Annotated in this window: 15 protein-coding genes; 10 read left to right on the top strand and 5 right to left on the bottom strand. The window is 66.4% G+C overall.

Annotated elements, in window-relative coordinates; genetic code table 11:
* Nucleotides 1-51: 51 nt before the first annotated feature.
* Nucleotides 52-1,182, bottom strand: coding sequence for a PilT/PilU family type 4a pilus ATPase (locus AC3WL7_RS13390; RefSeq protein ID WP_079220524.1), 1,131 nt, complete (start codon nt 1,180-1,182; stop codon nt 52-54).
* Nucleotides 1,183-1,303: 121 nt separating this feature from the next.
* Between AC3WL7_RS13390 and AC3WL7_RS13385 the strand changes: the two genes are divergently transcribed.
* The 10 genes from AC3WL7_RS13385 to AC3WL7_RS13340 all read left to right on the top strand — a co-directional run bounded on the left by AC3WL7_RS13385 (nt 1,304) and on the right by AC3WL7_RS13340 (nt 11,568).
* The gene (locus AC3WL7_RS13385; RefSeq protein WP_079220525.1) at nt 1,304-1,669 is read left to right on the top strand and encodes a DUF4398 domain-containing protein; all 366 of its coding nucleotides are present in this window, start codon (nt 1,304-1,306) and stop codon (nt 1,667-1,669) included.
* Nucleotides 1,666-2,550 carry an OmpA family protein gene (locus AC3WL7_RS13380; protein ID WP_492750749.1) on the top strand — a complete coding sequence of 295 codons (885 nt, stop codon included), beginning with the start codon at nt 1,666-1,668 and terminating at the stop codon, nt 2,548-2,550. Before AC3WL7_RS13385 ends, AC3WL7_RS13380 begins: the two co-directional genes overlap by 4 nt.
* A gap of 324 nt (nt 2,551-2,874) precedes the next feature.
* Complete coding sequence (locus tag AC3WL7_RS13375) at nt 2,875-3,111, top strand: HP1242/YdcH family protein (protein ID WP_079220527.1); 237 nt, start codon at nt 2,875-2,877, stop codon at nt 3,109-3,111.
* Between the two features lie 377 nt (nt 3,112-3,488).
* Nucleotides 3,489-4,859: a pyridoxal-phosphate dependent enzyme gene (locus AC3WL7_RS13370; RefSeq protein ID WP_492750746.1), complete on the top strand. Its 1,371-nt coding sequence runs from the start codon at nt 3,489-3,491 to the stop codon at nt 4,857-4,859.
* A gap of 123 nt (nt 4,860-4,982) precedes the next feature.
* A complete protein-coding gene (locus AC3WL7_RS13365) occupies nt 4,983-6,158 on the top strand; it encodes a cystathionine gamma-synthase (RefSeq protein WP_492750744.1) in 1,176 nt (391 codons plus the stop codon).
* A gap of 179 nt (nt 6,159-6,337) precedes the next feature.
* On the top strand, nt 6,338-7,018 hold the full coding sequence (locus AC3WL7_RS13360; RefSeq protein WP_492750742.1) for an FkbM family methyltransferase: 681 nt from the start codon (nt 6,338-6,340) through the stop codon (nt 7,016-7,018).
* A 49-nt stretch (nt 7,019-7,067) separates the two neighbouring features.
* The gene (locus AC3WL7_RS13355) at nt 7,068-8,144 is read left to right on the top strand and encodes an NAD-dependent epimerase/dehydratase family protein (RefSeq protein WP_108745914.1); all 1,077 of its coding nucleotides are present in this window, start codon (nt 7,068-7,070) and stop codon (nt 8,142-8,144) included.
* Complete coding sequence (locus AC3WL7_RS13350) at nt 8,141-10,096, top strand: glycosyltransferase (protein ID WP_492750739.1); 1,956 nt, start codon at nt 8,141-8,143, stop codon at nt 10,094-10,096. The genes AC3WL7_RS13355 and AC3WL7_RS13350 overlap by 4 nt, the downstream gene beginning before the upstream one ends.
* A gap of 15 nt (nt 10,097-10,111) precedes the next feature.
* Nucleotides 10,112-10,414: a hypothetical protein gene (locus AC3WL7_RS13345; protein ID WP_492750737.1), complete on the top strand. Its 303-nt coding sequence runs from the start codon at nt 10,112-10,114 to the stop codon at nt 10,412-10,414.
* Nucleotides 10,414-11,568, top strand: coding sequence for a glycosyltransferase family 2 protein (locus tag AC3WL7_RS13340; RefSeq protein WP_313419466.1), 1,155 nt, complete (start codon nt 10,414-10,416; stop codon nt 11,566-11,568). The genes AC3WL7_RS13345 and AC3WL7_RS13340 overlap by 1 nt, the downstream gene beginning before the upstream one ends.
* A 23-nt stretch (nt 11,569-11,591) precedes the next feature.
* On the opposite strand, the gene AC3WL7_RS13335 is transcribed toward AC3WL7_RS13340, so the two are convergent.
* The 4 genes from AC3WL7_RS13335 to AC3WL7_RS13320 all read right to left on the bottom strand — a co-directional run bounded on the left by AC3WL7_RS13335 (nt 11,592) and on the right by AC3WL7_RS13320 (nt 18,106).
* Nucleotides 11,592-12,884, bottom strand: coding sequence for an acyltransferase family protein (locus AC3WL7_RS13335; RefSeq protein WP_492750733.1), 1,293 nt, complete (start codon nt 12,882-12,884; stop codon nt 11,592-11,594).
* Between the two features lie 152 nt (nt 12,885-13,036).
* Nucleotides 13,037-15,985: an FkbM family methyltransferase gene (locus tag AC3WL7_RS13330; RefSeq protein ID WP_492750731.1), complete on the bottom strand. Its 2,949-nt coding sequence runs from the start codon at nt 15,983-15,985 to the stop codon at nt 13,037-13,039.
* Nucleotides 15,982-17,298 carry an ABC transporter ATP-binding protein gene (locus tag AC3WL7_RS13325; protein ID WP_492750730.1) on the bottom strand — a complete coding sequence of 439 codons (1,317 nt, stop codon included), beginning with the start codon at nt 17,296-17,298 and terminating at the stop codon, nt 15,982-15,984. Before AC3WL7_RS13325 ends, AC3WL7_RS13330 begins: the two co-directional genes overlap by 4 nt.
* Nucleotides 17,288-18,106, bottom strand: a complete 819-nt coding sequence (locus AC3WL7_RS13320) for an ABC transporter permease (RefSeq protein ID WP_492750728.1) — start codon at nt 18,104-18,106, stop codon at nt 17,288-17,290. Before AC3WL7_RS13320 ends, AC3WL7_RS13325 begins: the two co-directional genes overlap by 11 nt.
* Between the last annotated feature and the right edge of the window lie 45 nt (nt 18,107-18,151).

Below are 18,151 nucleotides of genomic sequence, written 5' to 3'. Positions count from 1 at the left end.
CATGGCCCGGTGATACCGGTAGCGCCGGGCCATGCCCGGCGCCCGGGCGGCTCAGAAGCCGTGGGTGATGCTGGCCTGGGTCGGCGAGGAGAAATCCGCGTACGGATCGTGCTCGCCGCTGCTGCCTTCGGACAGGCGGAACTTCAAGGCCAGGCCGTCGCGCGAGTCGGCGGCGCGCAGCGCTTCCTCCTGCTCGATCACCCCGTTCTTGGCCAGCCGGAACAGACACTGGTCGAAGCTCTCCATGCCTTCTTCCAGCGAGGCCTCCATCGCGGCCTTGATCTCGTGCACCTGGCCGCGGCGCAGCAGGTCGCGGATCATCGGCGTGTTGATCAGCACCTCGGTGGCCGGCAGGCGGCGGCCCTCCTTGTTCTTCACCAGGCGCTGGCTGATCACCGCACGCAGGTTCAGCGCCAGGTTCATCAGCACGTTCTTGTGCGCGCTTTCCGGGAAGAAGTTGAGGATGCGCTCGATGGTCTGGTCAGCGTTGTTGGAGTGCAGGGTGGCCAGGCACAGGTGGCCGGTCTCGGCGAAGGCGATGGCCGCCTCCATCGTTTCCGCATCCAGGATCTCGCCGATCAGGATCACGTCCGGCGCTTCGCGCATCGCGTTCTTCAGCGCGTTGTGGAAGGCATGGGTGTCCAGCCCGACCTCGCGCTGGTTGACGATCGACATCTTGTGCTTGTGCAGGTACTCGATCGGGTCCTCGATGGTGAGGATGTGCCCGGTGGTCGTACTGTTGCGGTGGTCGATCATCGACGCCAGCGAGGTGGACTTGCCCGAGCCGGTGGACCCCACCACCAGCACCAGGCCACGCGGGGTCATGATGACGTCCTTCAGCACCTGCGGCAGGTTGAGCTCTTCGATGCTCGGAATCCGGCTGCGGATGGCGCGGATGACCATGCCGACCTCGCCGCGCTGCTTGAACACGTTGACACGGAAGCGCCCGGCATCGGCCAGGGCGATGGCCATGTTGAGTTCCAGCTCGCGTTCGAACTGGGGCACCTGGCCCTCGTCCATCAGCGAATAGGCGATTTTCTTCACCATTCCCGGCGGCAGGCCGGTATTGCCCAGCGGGTACAGCTTGCCCTCGATCTTGATGTAGACCGGCGCACCGGTGGTCAAGAACATGTCCGAAGCGTTCTTTTCGGTCATCAGCTTCAGGAAGTAGCCGATATCCATTGCGAATTTTCCCCAACGAAACTGCCGACGCCCGTTGCAAGCACGGTGTCGGCTTGACGACAATGGCCGTGAACCGACAACCGGTACGGCCTCCCCAATGAAACGACTTAGCTTCGCACGAATGCGCCACAGCCTGTATGTGATGGCGTTTGCATTCGCACTCTCTGCCCCCGTCTGGGCGCAGGATGGCGCACAGGAACTGGCCCAGGCCCGGCAGGCGGTGGACAAGGCCACCCAGGCCGACGCCGACCAGTACGCCCCCGATCTGATCGGTCTGGCCCGCCAGGGCCTGGAGCAGGCCCAGCGTGCCGCCGGCGACCGCCGCGAGCGAAAGAACGCCCCGGCGCTGGCCCTGCGCGCTGCCGCCGATGCCGATCTGGCCCGTGCCCGCAGCGAGGAAGCCACCGCCACGGCCCAGCTGCAGCTGCGCCGCAACGAGGTCAACCAGCTGCAGCGCCAGCTGTCGACCGGGGAGGACCGCCGATGAAGCCGATCTCCGCCCTGGCCCTGGCCACCGCGCTGGCGCTGCCGGCCCTGGCCACCTCCGCCGACAACCCGATGGTCGGCCAGCTGACCCAGCGCCTGATGAACATCCAGGCCAATCCCGACACCGCCGAGCTGGCCGCGTTCGAACGCATGCAGGCCCAGCAGGCCATCACCACCCTGGACAAGGCCAAGCGCCGCGACCAGGAACTGGCCACCTACCTGGCCGAACGCCGGGTCGAGATCGCCGAGACCAGCGTGCGCGCCGCCCTGGCCGCCCGCGAGGTGGACCGCCTGGACCGCACCCGCAGCGACCTGCTGATCGAAGCCAGCCGCCGCGATGCTGCCCGTGCCCGCCAGGAAGCGGAACAGCTGCGCATGCAGGCGCAGATGCAGGCCGAGGAAGCCGAGCGCCTGCGCCAGGCGGCCGAAGCCGAGACCCTGGCCCGCCAGGACGCCGAGAACGCCCTGACCAGCGTGGCCGGCAAGCAGCAGCAGCGCCTCAGCTCGGCCCAGCAGAACGCGGCCAAGCTGGCCCGCGAGGAAGCCGAGCTGGTGTCCGGGCAGAAGCTGCCGGGGTCGAAGTTCGATGCCCGTGGCGAAGTCTTCACCCTGGGCGGCGACGCCTTCGGCGCCGGTGCGGCCAGCCTGTCCGGCGGTGCGAAGAACCAGGCCAAGGCGCTGGCCGAGTACCTGAACATCGGCAAGAAGGGCCGGGTCCGCATCGAGGCCTATGACAGCGCCAATGGCGTCGGCCAGAAGCGCGCCGAAGCGCTGCGCGATGCCCTGGTTTCGGCCGGTGTCGCCAGCAGCCGCATCCAGGTCAGCGGCAAGAAGGCAGCGTCCACCAAGGCCCGCTCGGCCGAGGTCATCGTCGCGCCGTAATTGCTTGAATCTGTTTGTTTTTCGTTGCGTTGAGTATTCAGCCTGAACCCCGCCCCGGCGGGGTTCGGTCTTTTTGTCGCGGGGGTCTTGTACCCGGCCCGGAGCAGGCGTAGGGTCAATCGTCCGGGACGCAATGCCGCGGACCGGACGATGGGAGGGCCGGGCCGATGAAAGCAGGGCGCGAACCGCAGCAGACCGACGTGCGCAGGCCAGTGCCGCAGGTCGTTGTGGGCACCCATGTGGCAATCGACCGGCGCTCCTCCATGAACAACGCCCCGTGCCTTGCGGCCGGGGCGTTCGTGTATCTGTCGAAGGAGGTCCATCATGTTTGAAGATCAGCCCCAGAGCGAGATCGACGCCCGTCGCGCGCGTGATCCGGAGTTCCGGGCACTCCATGACCAGCACCGCAAGTTGAACAAGAAGTGCATGGACGCGGAGCTGGGTGTACTCCCGATCGATGATGTCACCCTGGGTCGCATGAAGCGCGAGAAGCTGCTGGCCAAGCAACGCCTTCTGCGTATGTACGAAACACCGCTCGCAACGACGTCCCCCACGCACTGACGCTCCGGTCGCGCCGGGAACGGCGTGACCTGGCCAACGATGGCCCCGCGGTTGCCGGCAACGGCGGCCGCGCCAAGGCACCACAGGCGGTGGTGCCTTGGCCTGCAGGCACGGCCTGCAACCCTGCGCATACCTTCAGTCCACCGATGCGGGCGGTACTGGTCTCCTCGTCGATCCGGGGCCGTCCGCATCCCCTTGGGCGCCCAGCCGAGCATGGGCTCGGCTCTACAAAGGCTCAGCCGAGCATGGGCTCGGCTCTACAAAGGCTCAGCTGGTGGGTGCCGACCGTTGGTCGGCACGCTCCACTCCTGACTTTCACGACTATCCGGCGGATAATCATCTGTCCGGCCCTGCGTGGCGCGAACCGAAGTTTCCGAATGCCCATCCATTCCTCCGTCCTCGAACTCATCGGCCAGACCCCCATCGTCAAGGCCCAGCGCCTGGATACCGGCGTCTGCGAGCTTTACCTGAAGCTCGAAAGCGCCAACCCGGGCGGATCGATCAAGGACCGCATCGGTCTGTCGATGATCGAAGCAGCGGAACAGCGCGGCGACCTCAAGCCCGGCGCGACCCTGGTTGAAGGCACCGCCGGCAATACCGGCCTGGGCCTGGCGCTGGTGGCGCAGCAGAAGGGCTACAAGCTGATCCTTGTCGTCCCCGACAAGATGAGCCGCGAAAAGATCTTCAACCTGAAGGCGATGGGTGCCGAAGTGCGCCTGACCCGTTCGGACGTGGCCAAGGGCCACCCGGAGTACTACCAGGACCTGGCCAAGACCATCGCTGACCAGACCCCGGGCGCGTACTTCATCAACCAGTTCGGCAACCCGGACAACCCGGCCGCGCACGAATTCGGCACCGGTCCGGAAATCCTCGAACAGATGGGTGGCGATCTCGACGCCATCGTGTTCGGTTGCGGCAGCTCGGGCACCATGACCGGCCTGTCGCGCGCCTTCGCCAAGCTGTCGCCGAAGACCGAACTGGTGCTGGCCGATCCGGTCGGCTCGATCCTGGCCGAGTACATCAACGACGGCAACCTGAACGACAAGTCGGGCAGCTGGCTGGTGGAAGGCATCGGCGAGGACTTCCTGCCGTCGATCTCGGACTTCAGCCGCGTCAAGAAGGCTTATGCCATCACCGATGCTGAGAGCTTCCACACCGCCCGCGAGCTGCTGGGCAAGGAAGGCATCCTCGGTGGTTCGTCCACCGGCACGCTGCTGGCCGCCGGCCTGAAGTACTGCAGGGAACAGACCACGCCGAAGAAGGTGCTGGTGCTGGTGCCCGACACCGGCAACAAGTATCTGTCCAAGATGTACAACGACTACTGGATGCTGGACAACGGTTTCCTGGAACGCCCGCAGCACGGCGACCTGCGCGACCTGATCCTGCGCCCGTACGGCCAGCGCGACACCGTCGTGATCGGCCCGAACGACCTGCTGACCACCGCCTACCAGCGCATGAAGCTGTACGACGTGTCGCAGCTGCCGGTGATGGACGGCGACCAGCTGGTCGGCATCGTCGATGAAAGCGACGTGCTGCTGCATGTCTACGGCGATGAAGCGCGCTTCCGCGACCCGGTGGCCACGGCCATGGTCAGCAAGCTGGACCGCCTGGACGTGAAATCGCCGATCGAGGCGCTGCTGCCGGTGTTCGACCGCGGCCAGGTGGCCATCGTCATGGACGGCGGCACCTTCCTCGGCCTGATCACCCGCATCGACCTGCTGAACTATCTGCGCCGCCGCGTGCAGTAAACCGCAGATCGCTGCCGATCCCTGCTGAATTCCGGTTTATCCGCGTCAAAGCTTGTTAAGGCGGCGCTGATAGACTCCCGATCCTTTGACGGCGCCGTACGTCGGCGCCATTCAGGAAACGACATGTCCAACCCTTCTTCGCCCGACCGCGCGCTGGCCCTGGCCACGCTGGCCATCCATGGCGGCCAGTCGCCCGACCCGAGCACCGGCGCGGTGATGCCGCCGATCTACGCCACCTCGACCTACGCCCAGTCCAGCCCGGGTGAACACCAGGGCTTCGAGTACTCGCGTACGCACAACCCGACCCGCTTCGCCTACGAGCGCTGCGTTGCGTCGCTGGAAGGTGGCACGCGTGGTTTCGCCTTCGCCTCGGGCATGGCCGCCAGCTCCACCGTGGTCGAACTGCTGGACGCCGGCAGCCACGTGGTGGCGATGGACGACATCTACGGCGGCAGCTTCCGCCTGTTCGAACGCGTGCGCCGCCGCACCGCCGCGCTGGATTTCAGCTTCGTCGACCTGACCGACCTGGCGGCCTTCGAAGCGGCGATCACGCCGAAGACGAAGATGGTCTGGATCGAGACCCCGACCAACCCGATGCTGAAGATCGTGGACATCGCCGCGGTCGCCGCCATCGCCAAGCGCCATGGCCTGATCGTGGTGGTCGACAACACCTTCGCCTCGCCGATGCTGCAGCGTCCGCTGGAGCTGGGCGCCGACCTGGTGCTGCACTCGGCCACCAAGTACCTCAACGGCCACTCGGACATGGTCGGTGGCATGGTCGTGGCCGGCGACAATGCCGAGCTGGCCGAGCAGATGGCCTTCCTGCAGAACTCGGTGGGTGGCGTGCAGGGTCCGTTCGACAGCTTCCTGGCCCTGCGTGGCCTGAAGACCCTGCCGCTGCGCATGAAGGCGCACTGCGCCAATGCGCTGGCGCTGGCCCAGTGGCTGGAAAAGCACCCGGCCGTGGACAAGGTGATCTACCCGGGCCTGCCCTCGCACCCGCAGCATGAACTGGCCGGCAAGCAGATGTCCGGCTACGGCGGCATCGTCTCGATCGTGCTGAAGGGCGGTTTCGACGCGGCCAAGCGCTTCTGCGAGAAGACCGAACTGTTCACCCTGGCCGAGTCGCTGGGTGGCGTGGAAAGCCTGGTCAACCACCCGGCGGTGATGACCCATGCCTCGATCCCGGTGGCACGCCGCGAGCAGCTGGGCATCAGCGATGCACTGGTGCGCCTGAGCGTGGGCGTGGAAGACCTGGGTGACCTGCAGGTGGACCTGGAGAACGCACTGGCGATGTAAGCGCCCGCCTGCGGGCGTGGCTTGATGGAGACTGCAGCCTGGAGCAGAAGATGAACGCACCCGAGCGTGGGTACAGAGACACCAGTGCACCTGGCATGCCGGCAGGCATACAGGATTGGCGCGTTCAACGGATCTCCACCGATGCCGGCGACCTGTGGTTTCCAATGGAAGACCAGGTGATGCGCGAGCATGCCCGCAACAGCGGGCACTGGGACGCCGAGGTCGGCAAGGTGCTGCTGGACGCAGCAAGCAACCGCGCCGAGGGTGTGTTCATCGATGTCGGCGCAAACGTGGGCTACTTCTCCTGCCTGCTGTCGCAGCGCTATCCGGCCCTGCGCACGCTGGCATTCGAACCGCAGCCGAAGATGAGCGATCTGCTTCGGCTCAATGTCTGGCCGCACGGTGACCGGGTCCGCGTGCACGCCTGCGCGCTGGGTGAGGCACGCGGTGTCATCGGGCTGCGCAGCTCGCCCAACAACCTGGGCGATACCCGTGGCGTGGAAGACGATGCCGTGGACATGCTGGTGCCCTGCATCAGCCTGGATGCCCTGTATCCGGAACTGCAGGCCGACGTCGTCAAGATCGACGTGCAGGGGTACGAGCTGCAGGTGCTGCGTGGCATGGCCGGCGTGATCGCGCGATCACCTGGCATACGCATCGTCGCGGAATTCAGCCCGGCGCTGCTGCGTGCCGAGCACATCGACCCCCTGCAGGCGCTGGATGCCTATCGGGCGTTCGGCCTGCGCCTGCTGGTGATAGGCGATGGCTCCCTGCAGGAACTGAACAACGGTGAGATCCTTCGCCACTGCGCCACTGCCGGCCCGTCGGGCCAGGTAGATCTGCTGCTTTCCCGCGACTGAAAGATGTTGCGTGGCAACGGCCACTAGAACGAACAAGGAATTCATGACAATGCAGAAGGCAGTAATCGTCACGGGCGGCGCAGGTTTCATCGGGTGTGCGCTCTCCGCGCAGCTCAAGGCGTTTGGTCTTCCCATCGTGGCGGTGGACAACCTGCATCCCCAGATCCACGCGGAATCGCGCCGGCCTGATGCACTGGACGCGGACGTGGAGTTGATCGTCGGCGACGTCACCGAGGCCGCGACCTGGGAAAAGGTGCTCGACCGCTGGCACCCGTCCATCGTGGTGCACCTTGCTGCCGAGACCGGCACGGGGCAGTCGCTGACCGAGGCGTCGCGCCACGCGCACGTCAACGTCGTGGGAACCACGGCGATGATCGATGCGTTCTCGGCCCGCAACCTGGTGCCTGACCATGTGCTGCTGGCCTCCAGCCGCGCGGTGTATGGCGAGGGTGCATGGCTGGATGCCGATGGCACGACGTTCTATCCGCCACCGCGTTCGCATGCCGTCCTGGCGCGGGCGGAGTGGGACGCGGCGTCCCCTTCGGCCACGGGTCCGGCGCAGCCGCTGCCGCATCGCGCAGACGCCGTGTTCCCGGCCCCGACCAGCGTGTACGGCGGCACCAAGCTGGCGCAGGAGCACATCCTCGCCGCGTGGTGTGGTGCGATGCAGGTCCCGCTGTCGGTCTTCCGCCTGCAGAACGTGTACGGCCCGGGCCAGTCGCCCTTCAACGCCTACACCGGCATCATCACGCTGTTCCACCGGCTGGCACGCAAGGGCCAGGCGCTGGACATCTACGAAGACGGCTTGATCGGGCGTGATTTCGTCTACATCGATGACGTGGTGGCAGCCCTGGTGGCAGGCCTGCGCAGCCCGCCGTCGGGCGTGCGCACCCTCGACGTCGGCAGTGGCGTGGTCACCACCATCGCCGATGCTGCCCGTGCGATCGCCGCCATGCACGACGCTCCGGCACCCGTGGTCTGCGGCAAGTTCCGCGACGGCGACGTGCGCTGGGCCGTTGCCGATGCATCGCCGCTGGCGGCGTCGCTGGGCGTGCGTGCGCAGGTTTCCTTCGATGAAGGTGCGCGCCGTGTCGGCCAGTGGCTGATCGAGCGGGGGTACGCATGAGCCAGTCGTCGTCCATGGATGAGCCCTGCGCTGTCGTCACGCTGGCGGCAATCACGGGGTCGCCGCGGGACTGGCTCGATTCGGTACGCTCGCTGGAGAACGTGCAGGGCAGCAACGGCTGCTTCATCGCCGCCTGGGACAACGTGACCGCCGAGCAGTGCTTCAAGGGTGCCAAGGCACAGCTGCTGTCGGCGTGGACGCTGTCGGCGGCCCTGTCCAGCGTGCTCGAACAGCGCCCCGGCCTTGAGGCGGTGCTCGTGGCCGGCTCACCCGTCGCCGTGCCGCCGGCGGTGCTGCAGCGGGCGCTGGCCTGGATGCGCGACGACCCGCGCATTGCATCGGTATCGTTCCTGTCCAATGCCGCCGGCATGCTGAGTTTCCCCTACCGCAATTCGCCCACGCCCTATGGCATCGGTGGCATGGATGAGGTGGGCGTGTGTGCGCGCCTCCGGCAGACCCTGCCGGACAGCGGGCCGGTGTCGCTGCAGGTTCCGGTGGGACCGGCCGTACTGGTGAACGCGTCCGTGCTGCGCGCGCTGGGCGGGCTGGACGACCAGCGCGACAATCTGGTGTCGCTGTCGCTGGCCGAGTTCGGCCTGCGCAGCGCACGCCGCGGCTTCCGCCACGTGCTCGACGCCGGCACCTACGTCACCGCGCAGTGGACGGCGACGGGTGCTCCGGTGGAAGCCACCGAAGATGCGGGATCGCGCGCATCGCTGCATGCGGCCGATGCCAGTTTCCCGGCCCTGCATGACCAGCTGCGTGCATCGGAAAAATCGCCGCTGGCCATTGCCCTGGATGTTGCCAGGTCGAAGGTGCAGGGGCTGCGGGTCCTGATCGATGGCTCCTGCCTGGGGCCGATGGAAATGGGCACCCAGGTGCAGACCCTGGCGCTGGTGCGCGCGCTGCTGCGCCGCGAGGATGTCAGCCGGGTGATCCTGGCCGTGCCGCACGGTCACCTGCCGGTGTATGCCGCCGACCTGATGCTGCAGCCCAAGGTGACCCTGTGCAATGCGGCGGACCTGCGCTTCGAGGGCGCCGACGAAGTGGATATCCTGCATCGTCCTTTCCAGCCCGACAGCCTGATTCCCTGGGATCGCTGGCGCCAGCTGGCCAAGCGCACGGTGGTGACCCTGCAGGATCTGATCGCCTACCGGATCGGCAGCTACCACGACAGCGGCGAGCGCTGGCTGCAGTACCGCAGCAACATCGAGACGGCCGCGCGCAACGCCGATGCGATCGTGGCCATTTCGGCAGACACCCGCGATTCCGTGGTCGAGGAGCGGCTGCCGATCGACCTCCAGCGCGTCCACATTGCCAAGAATGGCGGCGACCACCTCGCCGATACCGATGTGGAGCAGATTCCGGCCGAGCTGGTCGCCCGTGGCATGGCTGCGATGCCGTTCCTGCTGGTACTCGGCGCGAGCTATTCGCACAAGAACCGTGACCTGGCCATCCGGACCTGGAACACCCTGCGCGAGCGTGGCCATGCCGTCGGGCTGGTGCTGGCGGGTGCCGTGGTGGCCAAGGGCTCGTCCCGGCAGGAAGAGGCCCTGGCACGGCGGGCATCCGACGAGGACGCGCTGCTGGTGCTGCCCGATGTCAGCAGCGCCGCGCGCAACTGGCTGCTGCGCCATGCGGCCATCGTGCTGTATCCAACCTCCGCCGAGGGATTCGGCCTGGTGCCCTTCGAAGCGGCAGCCATGGGCACGCCCACCGCGCACGTCAACTTCGGGCCGCTCCGCGAGCTGATCGATTCGCCTGACCTGCCGCGTGACTGGGACCCGGCGCACATGGCCGACTACTGCCAGCAGCTGCTGGCGGACCCGCAGCAGGGCGCGCGCAACATCCGCCACATCCTTGCAAGTGGTGCCCCATTGACCTGGGACGCAACGGCCACTGACCTCGTCCACGCCTACCGCCAGATCCTGGCTGGCGCACCGCGCCACTAATGGAATATTGAACGCATGAATACCACTGACCTGGATGGAATTTCCCTGGAGCAGGCGCTGATCGACTTCGAAGTCGCCAACGCCCGCGTGATGGACCTGACGTCGCGCCTGACGTCGATGAGCCGTGAGCTGATCAGCGCACGTTCCGAACTGGAGCGCATCAAGGTCGAGCAGGCCGCGCAGCGGGTCGTGCCGGTGGTGCCGCCTGCCCTGGTTGCCGAGCATGCCGAGCTGAAGGAGCGGTTCGAGCGCGTGCGTTCGTCGCGCGCGGTGCAGATTGCAGCGATCTTCAGCGGCAAGCTGCGGCGGTTCCTCTGATGACCCGGCCACGCATCCTGCATTGCATCACCGTCTACAACGGACGGGCCTTCGTGCCAGCCGCCATCGAAAGTGCGATCCGTATGGACCAGACGCACGCGCAGATCGATGTGCTGGTGCTGGACGATGCCAGCCCGGAGCCGGGCTGGAGCGAGGAGCTGGCTGCGTTCTGCCGCGAGCGCGACGTCATGTATTACCGGACGCCGCGCAACCTCGGCATTCCGCGCAACGTGAGCCTGGGCATGCTGACTGCGGTCAAGCGCGGCTACGACTACGTGGTGATCAGCAATTCGGACGTGCTGTACCCGCGCGACCTGATGGGGCAGATGCTGGAGGTTTCCCGGCAGCCCGGTGTGGGTTCGGTCACCGCCTGGTCCAACAACGTTTCGATCTATTCGCTGCCCAATGAAGATCCCAACCGCTTCCTGCATGACCAGAGCGTGGTTGACTGGGTGCATGCCGGCCTGGCGGGGCATTTCGGCGATGCCGCCATGGATATTCCGGCGGGCATCTCGTTCTGCATCCTGATTTCCACCGATGTCGTGCGCGAGGTCGGCATCATGGACCCGTGTTTCGGCCGCGGTTACTGCGAGGAGACGGACTGGAGCCTGCGCAGCCTCGCCGCCGGTTACCGCATCGTGCTGGCGCCGGGCACCTACGTGTTCCACCACGGCCGCGGTTCGAACCTGGATGCCGGCATCGTGTCGCTCAATGCAACCACGGTGCCTGCCAACGAGGCGATCATCGATCTGCGCTACCCGTTGTTCCGCCGGCAGGTGGATGCGTTCGTGCAGTCCGGCGTGCTGGCCCGGGCGCATGAGGATGCGATCCGCAAGCTGGTGGTCAGTGCAGGCCAGCAGTTCGGTTATGGCATCGATGTGGGCTGGGTGGCGCGCGACCGCACGGATGAGAGCCAGGTCATCGTCCAGTTCTCACCCGACGCGGCACAGGGCGACGTGGTGGCATCGTTCCGTGGTTTCCGCCTGCCCATGAAGCTGGCATCCGGCGACCTGGGCGCGCAGGTCCGCGCCGTGTTCGGCACCGAGCCGTCGGTGTTGAACCTGTTCGATCGCGGCGGCGTGGCAGAGTCGCTGTCGGCCGAATTTGCTTCGGTGGCGCGTCCCGGCTTCGGCAACTATCCGGCAACGATCTGACGCTGCCGGACGGCCGCCGCGGCTCAGTGCCCTTCGGTGCTGGGCCGCGCGGGGGGCCGCACGCGTTGGCTGGCGCGTGCGGACCAGATCATCGAGGGCTTCTCGACGGTCAGGAACAGGATCAGCGAGAGCAGCAGGATGACGGCGGTTCCGCCGGTCATGAATTTCGCCAGATGCCACCAGGGACGCGTCTCCGCCGCGATCCAGTAATGGTTGTTCATGGTGTACAGCAGCGGCATGTGGATCAGGTAGATCGAATAGCCGAGCACGCCGAACAGGGCCAGGCCCGGAATGCTGGAGAAGCTGCGCTTGAACATGCTGCTGCCGAGTGAAAGGCCCAGGATGATGAGGCCATAGGCGACAGCAAACGGCATCGATTCAAGGTAGTAGAACAGCCGCGCAGGCCGATCGTCCGTGCGGAAGTAGGCCGTGGGATCCTGGAAGCCGTAGGCCAGCGACAGGCCGCCGAGCTTGAACATGAAGGCAAGCAGCAGCACGGCGCCCAGCAGCGCATAGAGCAGGCCGGCGGTCTCGCTCAGCAGGGGGTGCGTGCGCGGCTTCAGCAGCAGCGCACTGATGCCGATGCCGATCGCGAAGTGCGGCAGATAGCCCAGGATCTGGTGGCTGAGGAAGAAGCGGATGCCTTCCTGTGACCAGCTGAAGCCAAAGGTATGCCGCTGCAGGAAATCAACGAAGCCATCGAGATGGTAGCGGCACAGGTAGAGCCACGCGCCGCTGAGCAGGAAGGCGACGACGATGCCCTGCCACCAGCGCCCGCGGTAGAAGGCACGGACCACCAGCGGCAGCACGAGATAGAAGAGCATCTCGATGGTCAGTGTCCAGAACGGCGTTCCCACGGTGTAAGCGCCGAAGGAAAACGGGAACAGCGATTGGCCGAACGTCACGTGGCAGATGAAGATGACCGCGCCGGCAGCGCTCCAGACCTTTTCCTGGGGAATGAATGCCGGGGTGTAGAACAGGACCACCAGGAACAGCACCAGCCAATAGGGTGGGCCGATCCGCAGCACGCGTGCCTTGAGGTAGGGCAGGTAGTCCGGTGCCGGCTTGCCACTGGCATCGGCGCGCAGGAACCGGGTGGAGAGCAGGACACCGCTGAGGACGAAGAACAGGTCCACGCCCGAGGACATCATCACGATGATGCGTGACAGCTCCACGCCGGCGATGCTGGCCGATGGCGACCAGGAAAAGCCCCAGGCATGGCGCACGAGGACGAAGAGCACGGCGATCCCGCGTACCGCGTCGAGAAAGGGAATGTTCTTGTCCGGATTCGGCAGCAGCTTTTCAGCAAGGGCCATGAACCAGGTCTATCCGTGGAAGGGGAAGGGGCGCTGACATGCCGGCAGCGCCTGAAACCTACCACACCGGGTGATGCCCCCTGGGAAGCCTTCTTCACAGGACCAGGGCGATCGATGCCAGCGGGCCACCGCTGGCATCCCGCCTCAGTGCCTCAGCGCCCGCGTGCGCCGCGGTACAGCCGGGCCAGTCCGCGTGCCAGCCTGGACATGCCGGGCACGCGCAACGCGCGGTCGATCAGGTGCCCCAGGCGGACGCCGGCGCGCTGGCCGGACGTGCGCAGCGAGGGCGGCGGCAACGTCGCCGCCAGTCCGTCCAGGCGGCGCAGGGTCGTTGCGATCTGCTGCGCATCGACCCGACGCATGGCCTCGTCCAGGGTGTCATAGACCTCCAGCGCCGAACGCCGCCACCCGTCTGCTTCGCCTTCGCGCCGTTCCTCGCTCCAGGCCGGGATGCCGGTGCCGAGGCGAGCGACCAGTTCGCCGGTGGTGTCATAGCGGTGGATGTTGGCTGACGTGGCAATCTGCCCGGCCAGTTCGCGGTTCAGCCCGGTATCGCGCACGAACACAGGGCGGTGGTGCGCCAGTGCATGCAGGACGGGGAAACCGAAGCCCTCATAGTGGCTCGGGAACACCACCAGCTCGGCATCGCGATAGAACGCACGGAACGTCTCGTCGTCGATGTGACCGGCCTGGAATGCCTCGATGTCCTTCGAACGCTCGCCTTCCTGCGGGTAGCCGATGGCGATGATCCTGCGGCCCGGCAGTGCACTGGCCAGCGCGTCCGCCGTTTCCTTCACGAACTTGTGGGCGTAGTGGTTGCCGATCACCAGGACATGGCTTCCGGCGGCCGCTGCCGGGTCGTACGCGGCATAGTCCGCCGGATCCAGCGAGTGCCGCGACACGCTCTGCATCACGTGCGGGCCGATGGCGTAGCGCTGGCGGATGCGGTCCAGGGTGAAAGCGGAATTGGTGAACAGCACGCTCATGTTCTCCAGCGCGAAGCGCCAGATGTCCTCGTCCATGTCCAGCGCCAGGTAGCCGCAGTCGCTGGAGATGGTGTCGAGCATGAAAATGCCCACCACCGGCGCGGTGCTGAACAGCCGGGTGAGCACGTCCACCTGGTAGGGCTGGCCGATGCGCACGACGGCTGCCGCCTGCCCGTTGCTCTGGCCGGGCTCAAGGCGGGTCAGGCCTGTCAGGCGCGGCATGCCGTGGAAGTCCCAGGCCTGCCGGCTCATGATCACGCCGATGCGCACGTCGTCGGGCCAGGAGCGCAGTGCCGCGGCGACCAGCTTCACCCCCGACTCGAACGTGCCGTTGTGGAAGGCGCCGAACGAGGAGAAATCGAACGCGATCATCCGCGGCGCATCGGCCGGTTCAAGCGCTTCCAGCAGCGTCTCGGCACGGTACTCGGGCGAGTGGTAGTAGCGTTCGACCAGCTTCGGGTATTCCGGATAGCGCGCGCGCAGCAACGCCCCGTTGTGTGCGTCGCGCTCGCTGCGCTGCTGCTGGGTGGTGGCGAAGGACTGCTCGCCCTGGTGCCATACGAAGGCATGGTTGGCCAGCACCGCACGATAACCCGCGCGGTTGGCGCGCATGATCAGGTCGTTTTCTTCGTTGTAGCCCTTGCCATATGCGGTGTCGAACACGCCGAACTCGGCCAGCAGCGTGCCACGGATCCAGAGCGCGAAACCGATGGCGGTCGGCGCCAGGGTGCAGCGTGGCAGCCTTCGTGCCAGCGGCGCGAAGCGGGCAAAGGCTTCGGCGGCGCTGACATCCTGGTGCTCCAGCGAGTGGGGCAGGCTGGCCAGGGTGGCGTTGTTGCTACGGGGGCAGACGAAACCGAACATGGGATCGAGGCCGGCGACGGCCAGCATTTCGCTGATCGCACCGGGCATCACTTCGGTATCCGAATTGAGCAGCAGCACGTCGGCACCCTCTGCGATCGCGCGGGCGAACGCGCGGTTGCAGGTGCCGATGAAGCCCAGGTTGTCCTCGTTGGCGATGCCCTGCAGCGGTACGCCCTCCAGGCCGGCCTGCAGTGCATCATCCAGGGCCCGCGCCAGGCCGTCGTGGCCAGGGCTGTCGTTGTAGAACCAGACCGAGGCGCGTGCGGCAGCCAGCTCGCTGGCGACGTTGCGCAGCCCGCGCATCAGCGGGGCGACGAGCTGTTCGTTGCGATAGAAGGGAACCACCACGTGCAGCGGCGGGCGGACCTGTGATTCTTCTGGGGTGGCGTGCATTGCCTGGCGGCGTACCGCTTCCACCTTCGGCGCATCCGGCAGCATCTCCGGCAGGTACTGCGGCTTCTCGAGCAGCAGGGCCACCACGTCTTCCAGGATGTTGATCGGCCGCATGTCCTGCAGGGGCAGGTCGTCCACGCGTTCTTCCGGTACCAGGAACAGCGCGCACTCGGCATTGCTGCCGAAGAAGTTGTCCGGGCAGCGGTTGATGTTGTCCGGGTTGTACGCCGGATAGATCGCACCGAACGCGCGATAGCCCAGCTGTTCGGACGCGGCCAGCGTCGATGCGGCGCCACTGACCGAATTGCATTCAGCGAACACCACCGGCCGGCAGCGCTGCAGCGTGTCCCGTGCGCCATGGATCACGTCGGCTTCCATGCCCTCGACGTCGATCTTGATCAGGTCCAGGCGCGGCAGTTCCAGCATGTCCAGGGTGATCAACGCGACTTCGTAACCCTCGTGATGGTCGACCAGGGCCAGACTTCCCAGGTTCTGGCTGCCTTCCTCCGGATCCAGCAGGCGGATGCTGCCTGGCTGGCTGGAGACACCCACGTTGCGGGCCTCGATGATCGTCTCCAGCGCATTGCGCTGGATGTTGCGGCCAAGTACCGCGAAGGTGTCGCGGCGCGGCTCGAAGGCCAGCACGCGCCCCAGCGGGCCGGTGGCACGGGCCAGTGCGATGGCATGGGTGCCGATGAACGAGCCGACGTCGGCCACGATACCACCGGAGGGGACGAAGCGGCGCAGCAGGTCCAGCTCGGTCTCGGCCCATTCGCCATACCAGCGGAGCGAATCGGCGACGACGGAGTCGCCCGGAAGGATTTCGAAGACGCCATGGCGCCCGTTGATCGTGGTCATGTGGTGTGCGACGTGCGGAACGAGACATCCAGCGGTTCGGCGCCGGAGATGCCATGGACGAGTTGGGAGTTGAGAGCCGTCAGGACGATCACATCGTGCAGCCAGTGATGCTGCACGTGATCATCGCCGGGGCCTTCGGCAAGGGCTACATCCAGGCTGTATTCGCCACGTACCAGGCGCGGCAGGCGCATCTGGAAGGTGACCGTGAACGCGCTGCCGGCATCGACCGAAATCGCTTCTTCGCGCAGGTAGCTGTCCGAACTTTCGGCAACGACGAACTGGCCCTTGCGGTCCTTCAGCATGAAGCCGACCGCCGGGTAGGCCAGGGCCTTGCCGGCACGCGCGGAAATGCACAGGCGAACGTCATCGCCGGAGGTGAACTCGGTGAGCGCGTTGCCATCCACATCGGTGAACACCACGTCCTCGATGGTCGCGCCGCCGGCGCCGAATCCCTCGGCATCCGGACGGAAGCTGCCCGCGTGGAAATGCGTGGACTGCACGTTGCTGGCCTGGTAGTTGCCGGCCCGGGCCGCCTGCGGCGCGGACACTTCGGGGGCGTCCATGCGGTCGGCATACAGGTCGCGCAGGTAGATGGCCGAGATCTCGCGCGCACTGCCCACATCGCACAGGTAATGCCCTTCCTGGCGGCGCAGCAGCACGGCGGACGCGCACAGCGCGTTGACCGCGCCCATGTCATGGCTGACGAACAGCAGGGTGCCGCCCTGGCGCTGGAAGCCGGCCAGGAAGCGCATGCACTTCTGCTGGAAGTAGGCATCACCCACGCTCAACGCCTCATCGATGATGAGGATGTCCGCATCCACGTGCGCGATCACCGCAAACGCCAGGCGGACATACATGCCGCTGGAGTAGGTCTTCACCGGCTGTTCGATGAAGGCGCCGATATCGGCAAATGCCGCGATGGCATCGAAGCGCTTGGACACCGTCTCGCGATCGACGCCATACAGCGAAGCTGCCAGGTAGACGTTCTCGCGGCCGGAAAATTCCGGATTGAAGCCGGCGCCGAGCTCCAGCAGCGCGGCGACCCGGCCGTTGACCGTGATCTCGCCCTCGGTCGGGGTGAGGGTGCCGCAGATCATCTGCAGCAAGGTGGATTTGCCGGCACCGTTGCGGCCGATGATGCCGACGGTCTCGCCGCGGCGGATCGTGAAGCCGACTTCGCGCAGTGCCCAGAATTCGCGGTAGTACTGCCGGCGGCCACGCCAGAGCATCTGCATCAGGCGATGCGCCGGCTTTTCGTAGATGTTGAAACACTTGCCCAGGTCGCGCACCTGGATCGCGATGTCAGAGCACATCGGCAAACCCCCTGCGCGTGCGCTGGAAGAAGGCGAAGCCAGCGACGAACACCAGTGCCGACACCAGCAGGCAGATGGGGTACAGCACCGGGTCCAGGCCCTTGCCCCAGACCAGGACATCACGCATCTGCGCGACGATCGGCGCCAGCGGGTTGATGTTGAGGAACGGGCGCAGCGAGGCCGGGATCGCGTCGATCGGATAGAAGATGGGGGTCAGGAACATCACCGCCGTGGTGATGATGGCCGTGATCTGTGCGGTGTCGCGCAGGAACACGCCCAGTGCCGACAGCAGCCAGGCCACGCCGGTCATGAACAGCACCATCGGCAGCATGACCACCGGGGCGAGCAGGGCGGTCACCGGCGGCAGGCCGGTCGAGACCAGGTAGAACAGCAGCCACACCACCAGGTTCACCGCCAGGCTGAACATGGCGGTGAGCACGCTCACCCAGGGCAGCACTTCGAGCGGGAAGACCACCTTCTTCACGTAGTTCGCGTTGCCCACGATGAGGGTGGGCGCGCGGTTGAACACTTCGGAGAACAGGTTGAACACCAGCAGGCCACTGAACAGGACCAGGGCGAACTCGGTGCGCGAGCCGCTGCCGCCGGGCCAGCGTGCCTTGAACACCTCGCTGAAAACGAAGGTGTAGATGGCCAGCATGAAGATCGGCTGGACCAGGGCCCAGGCAAGGCCCAGCAGCGACCCCCGGTAACGGGCGGCAATCTCGCGGGCGGCGAGGGCCAAGACCAGCCCGCGGTTATGGCGCAGGCTGCGCAGGAGGTGCAGCGGGGAGCTGGGATAGGCTTCCATTCATCGGTGACAAAGGGATCGACCCCCTAGTTTACTGTGCGCCCG

This window comes from Stenotrophomonas sp. FW305-3-2-15-E-LB1 (assembly GCF_058787375.1).
Note: the sequence above shows the minus strand (reverse complement) of the source record. Positions and strands in the feature narration are given on the sequence as shown.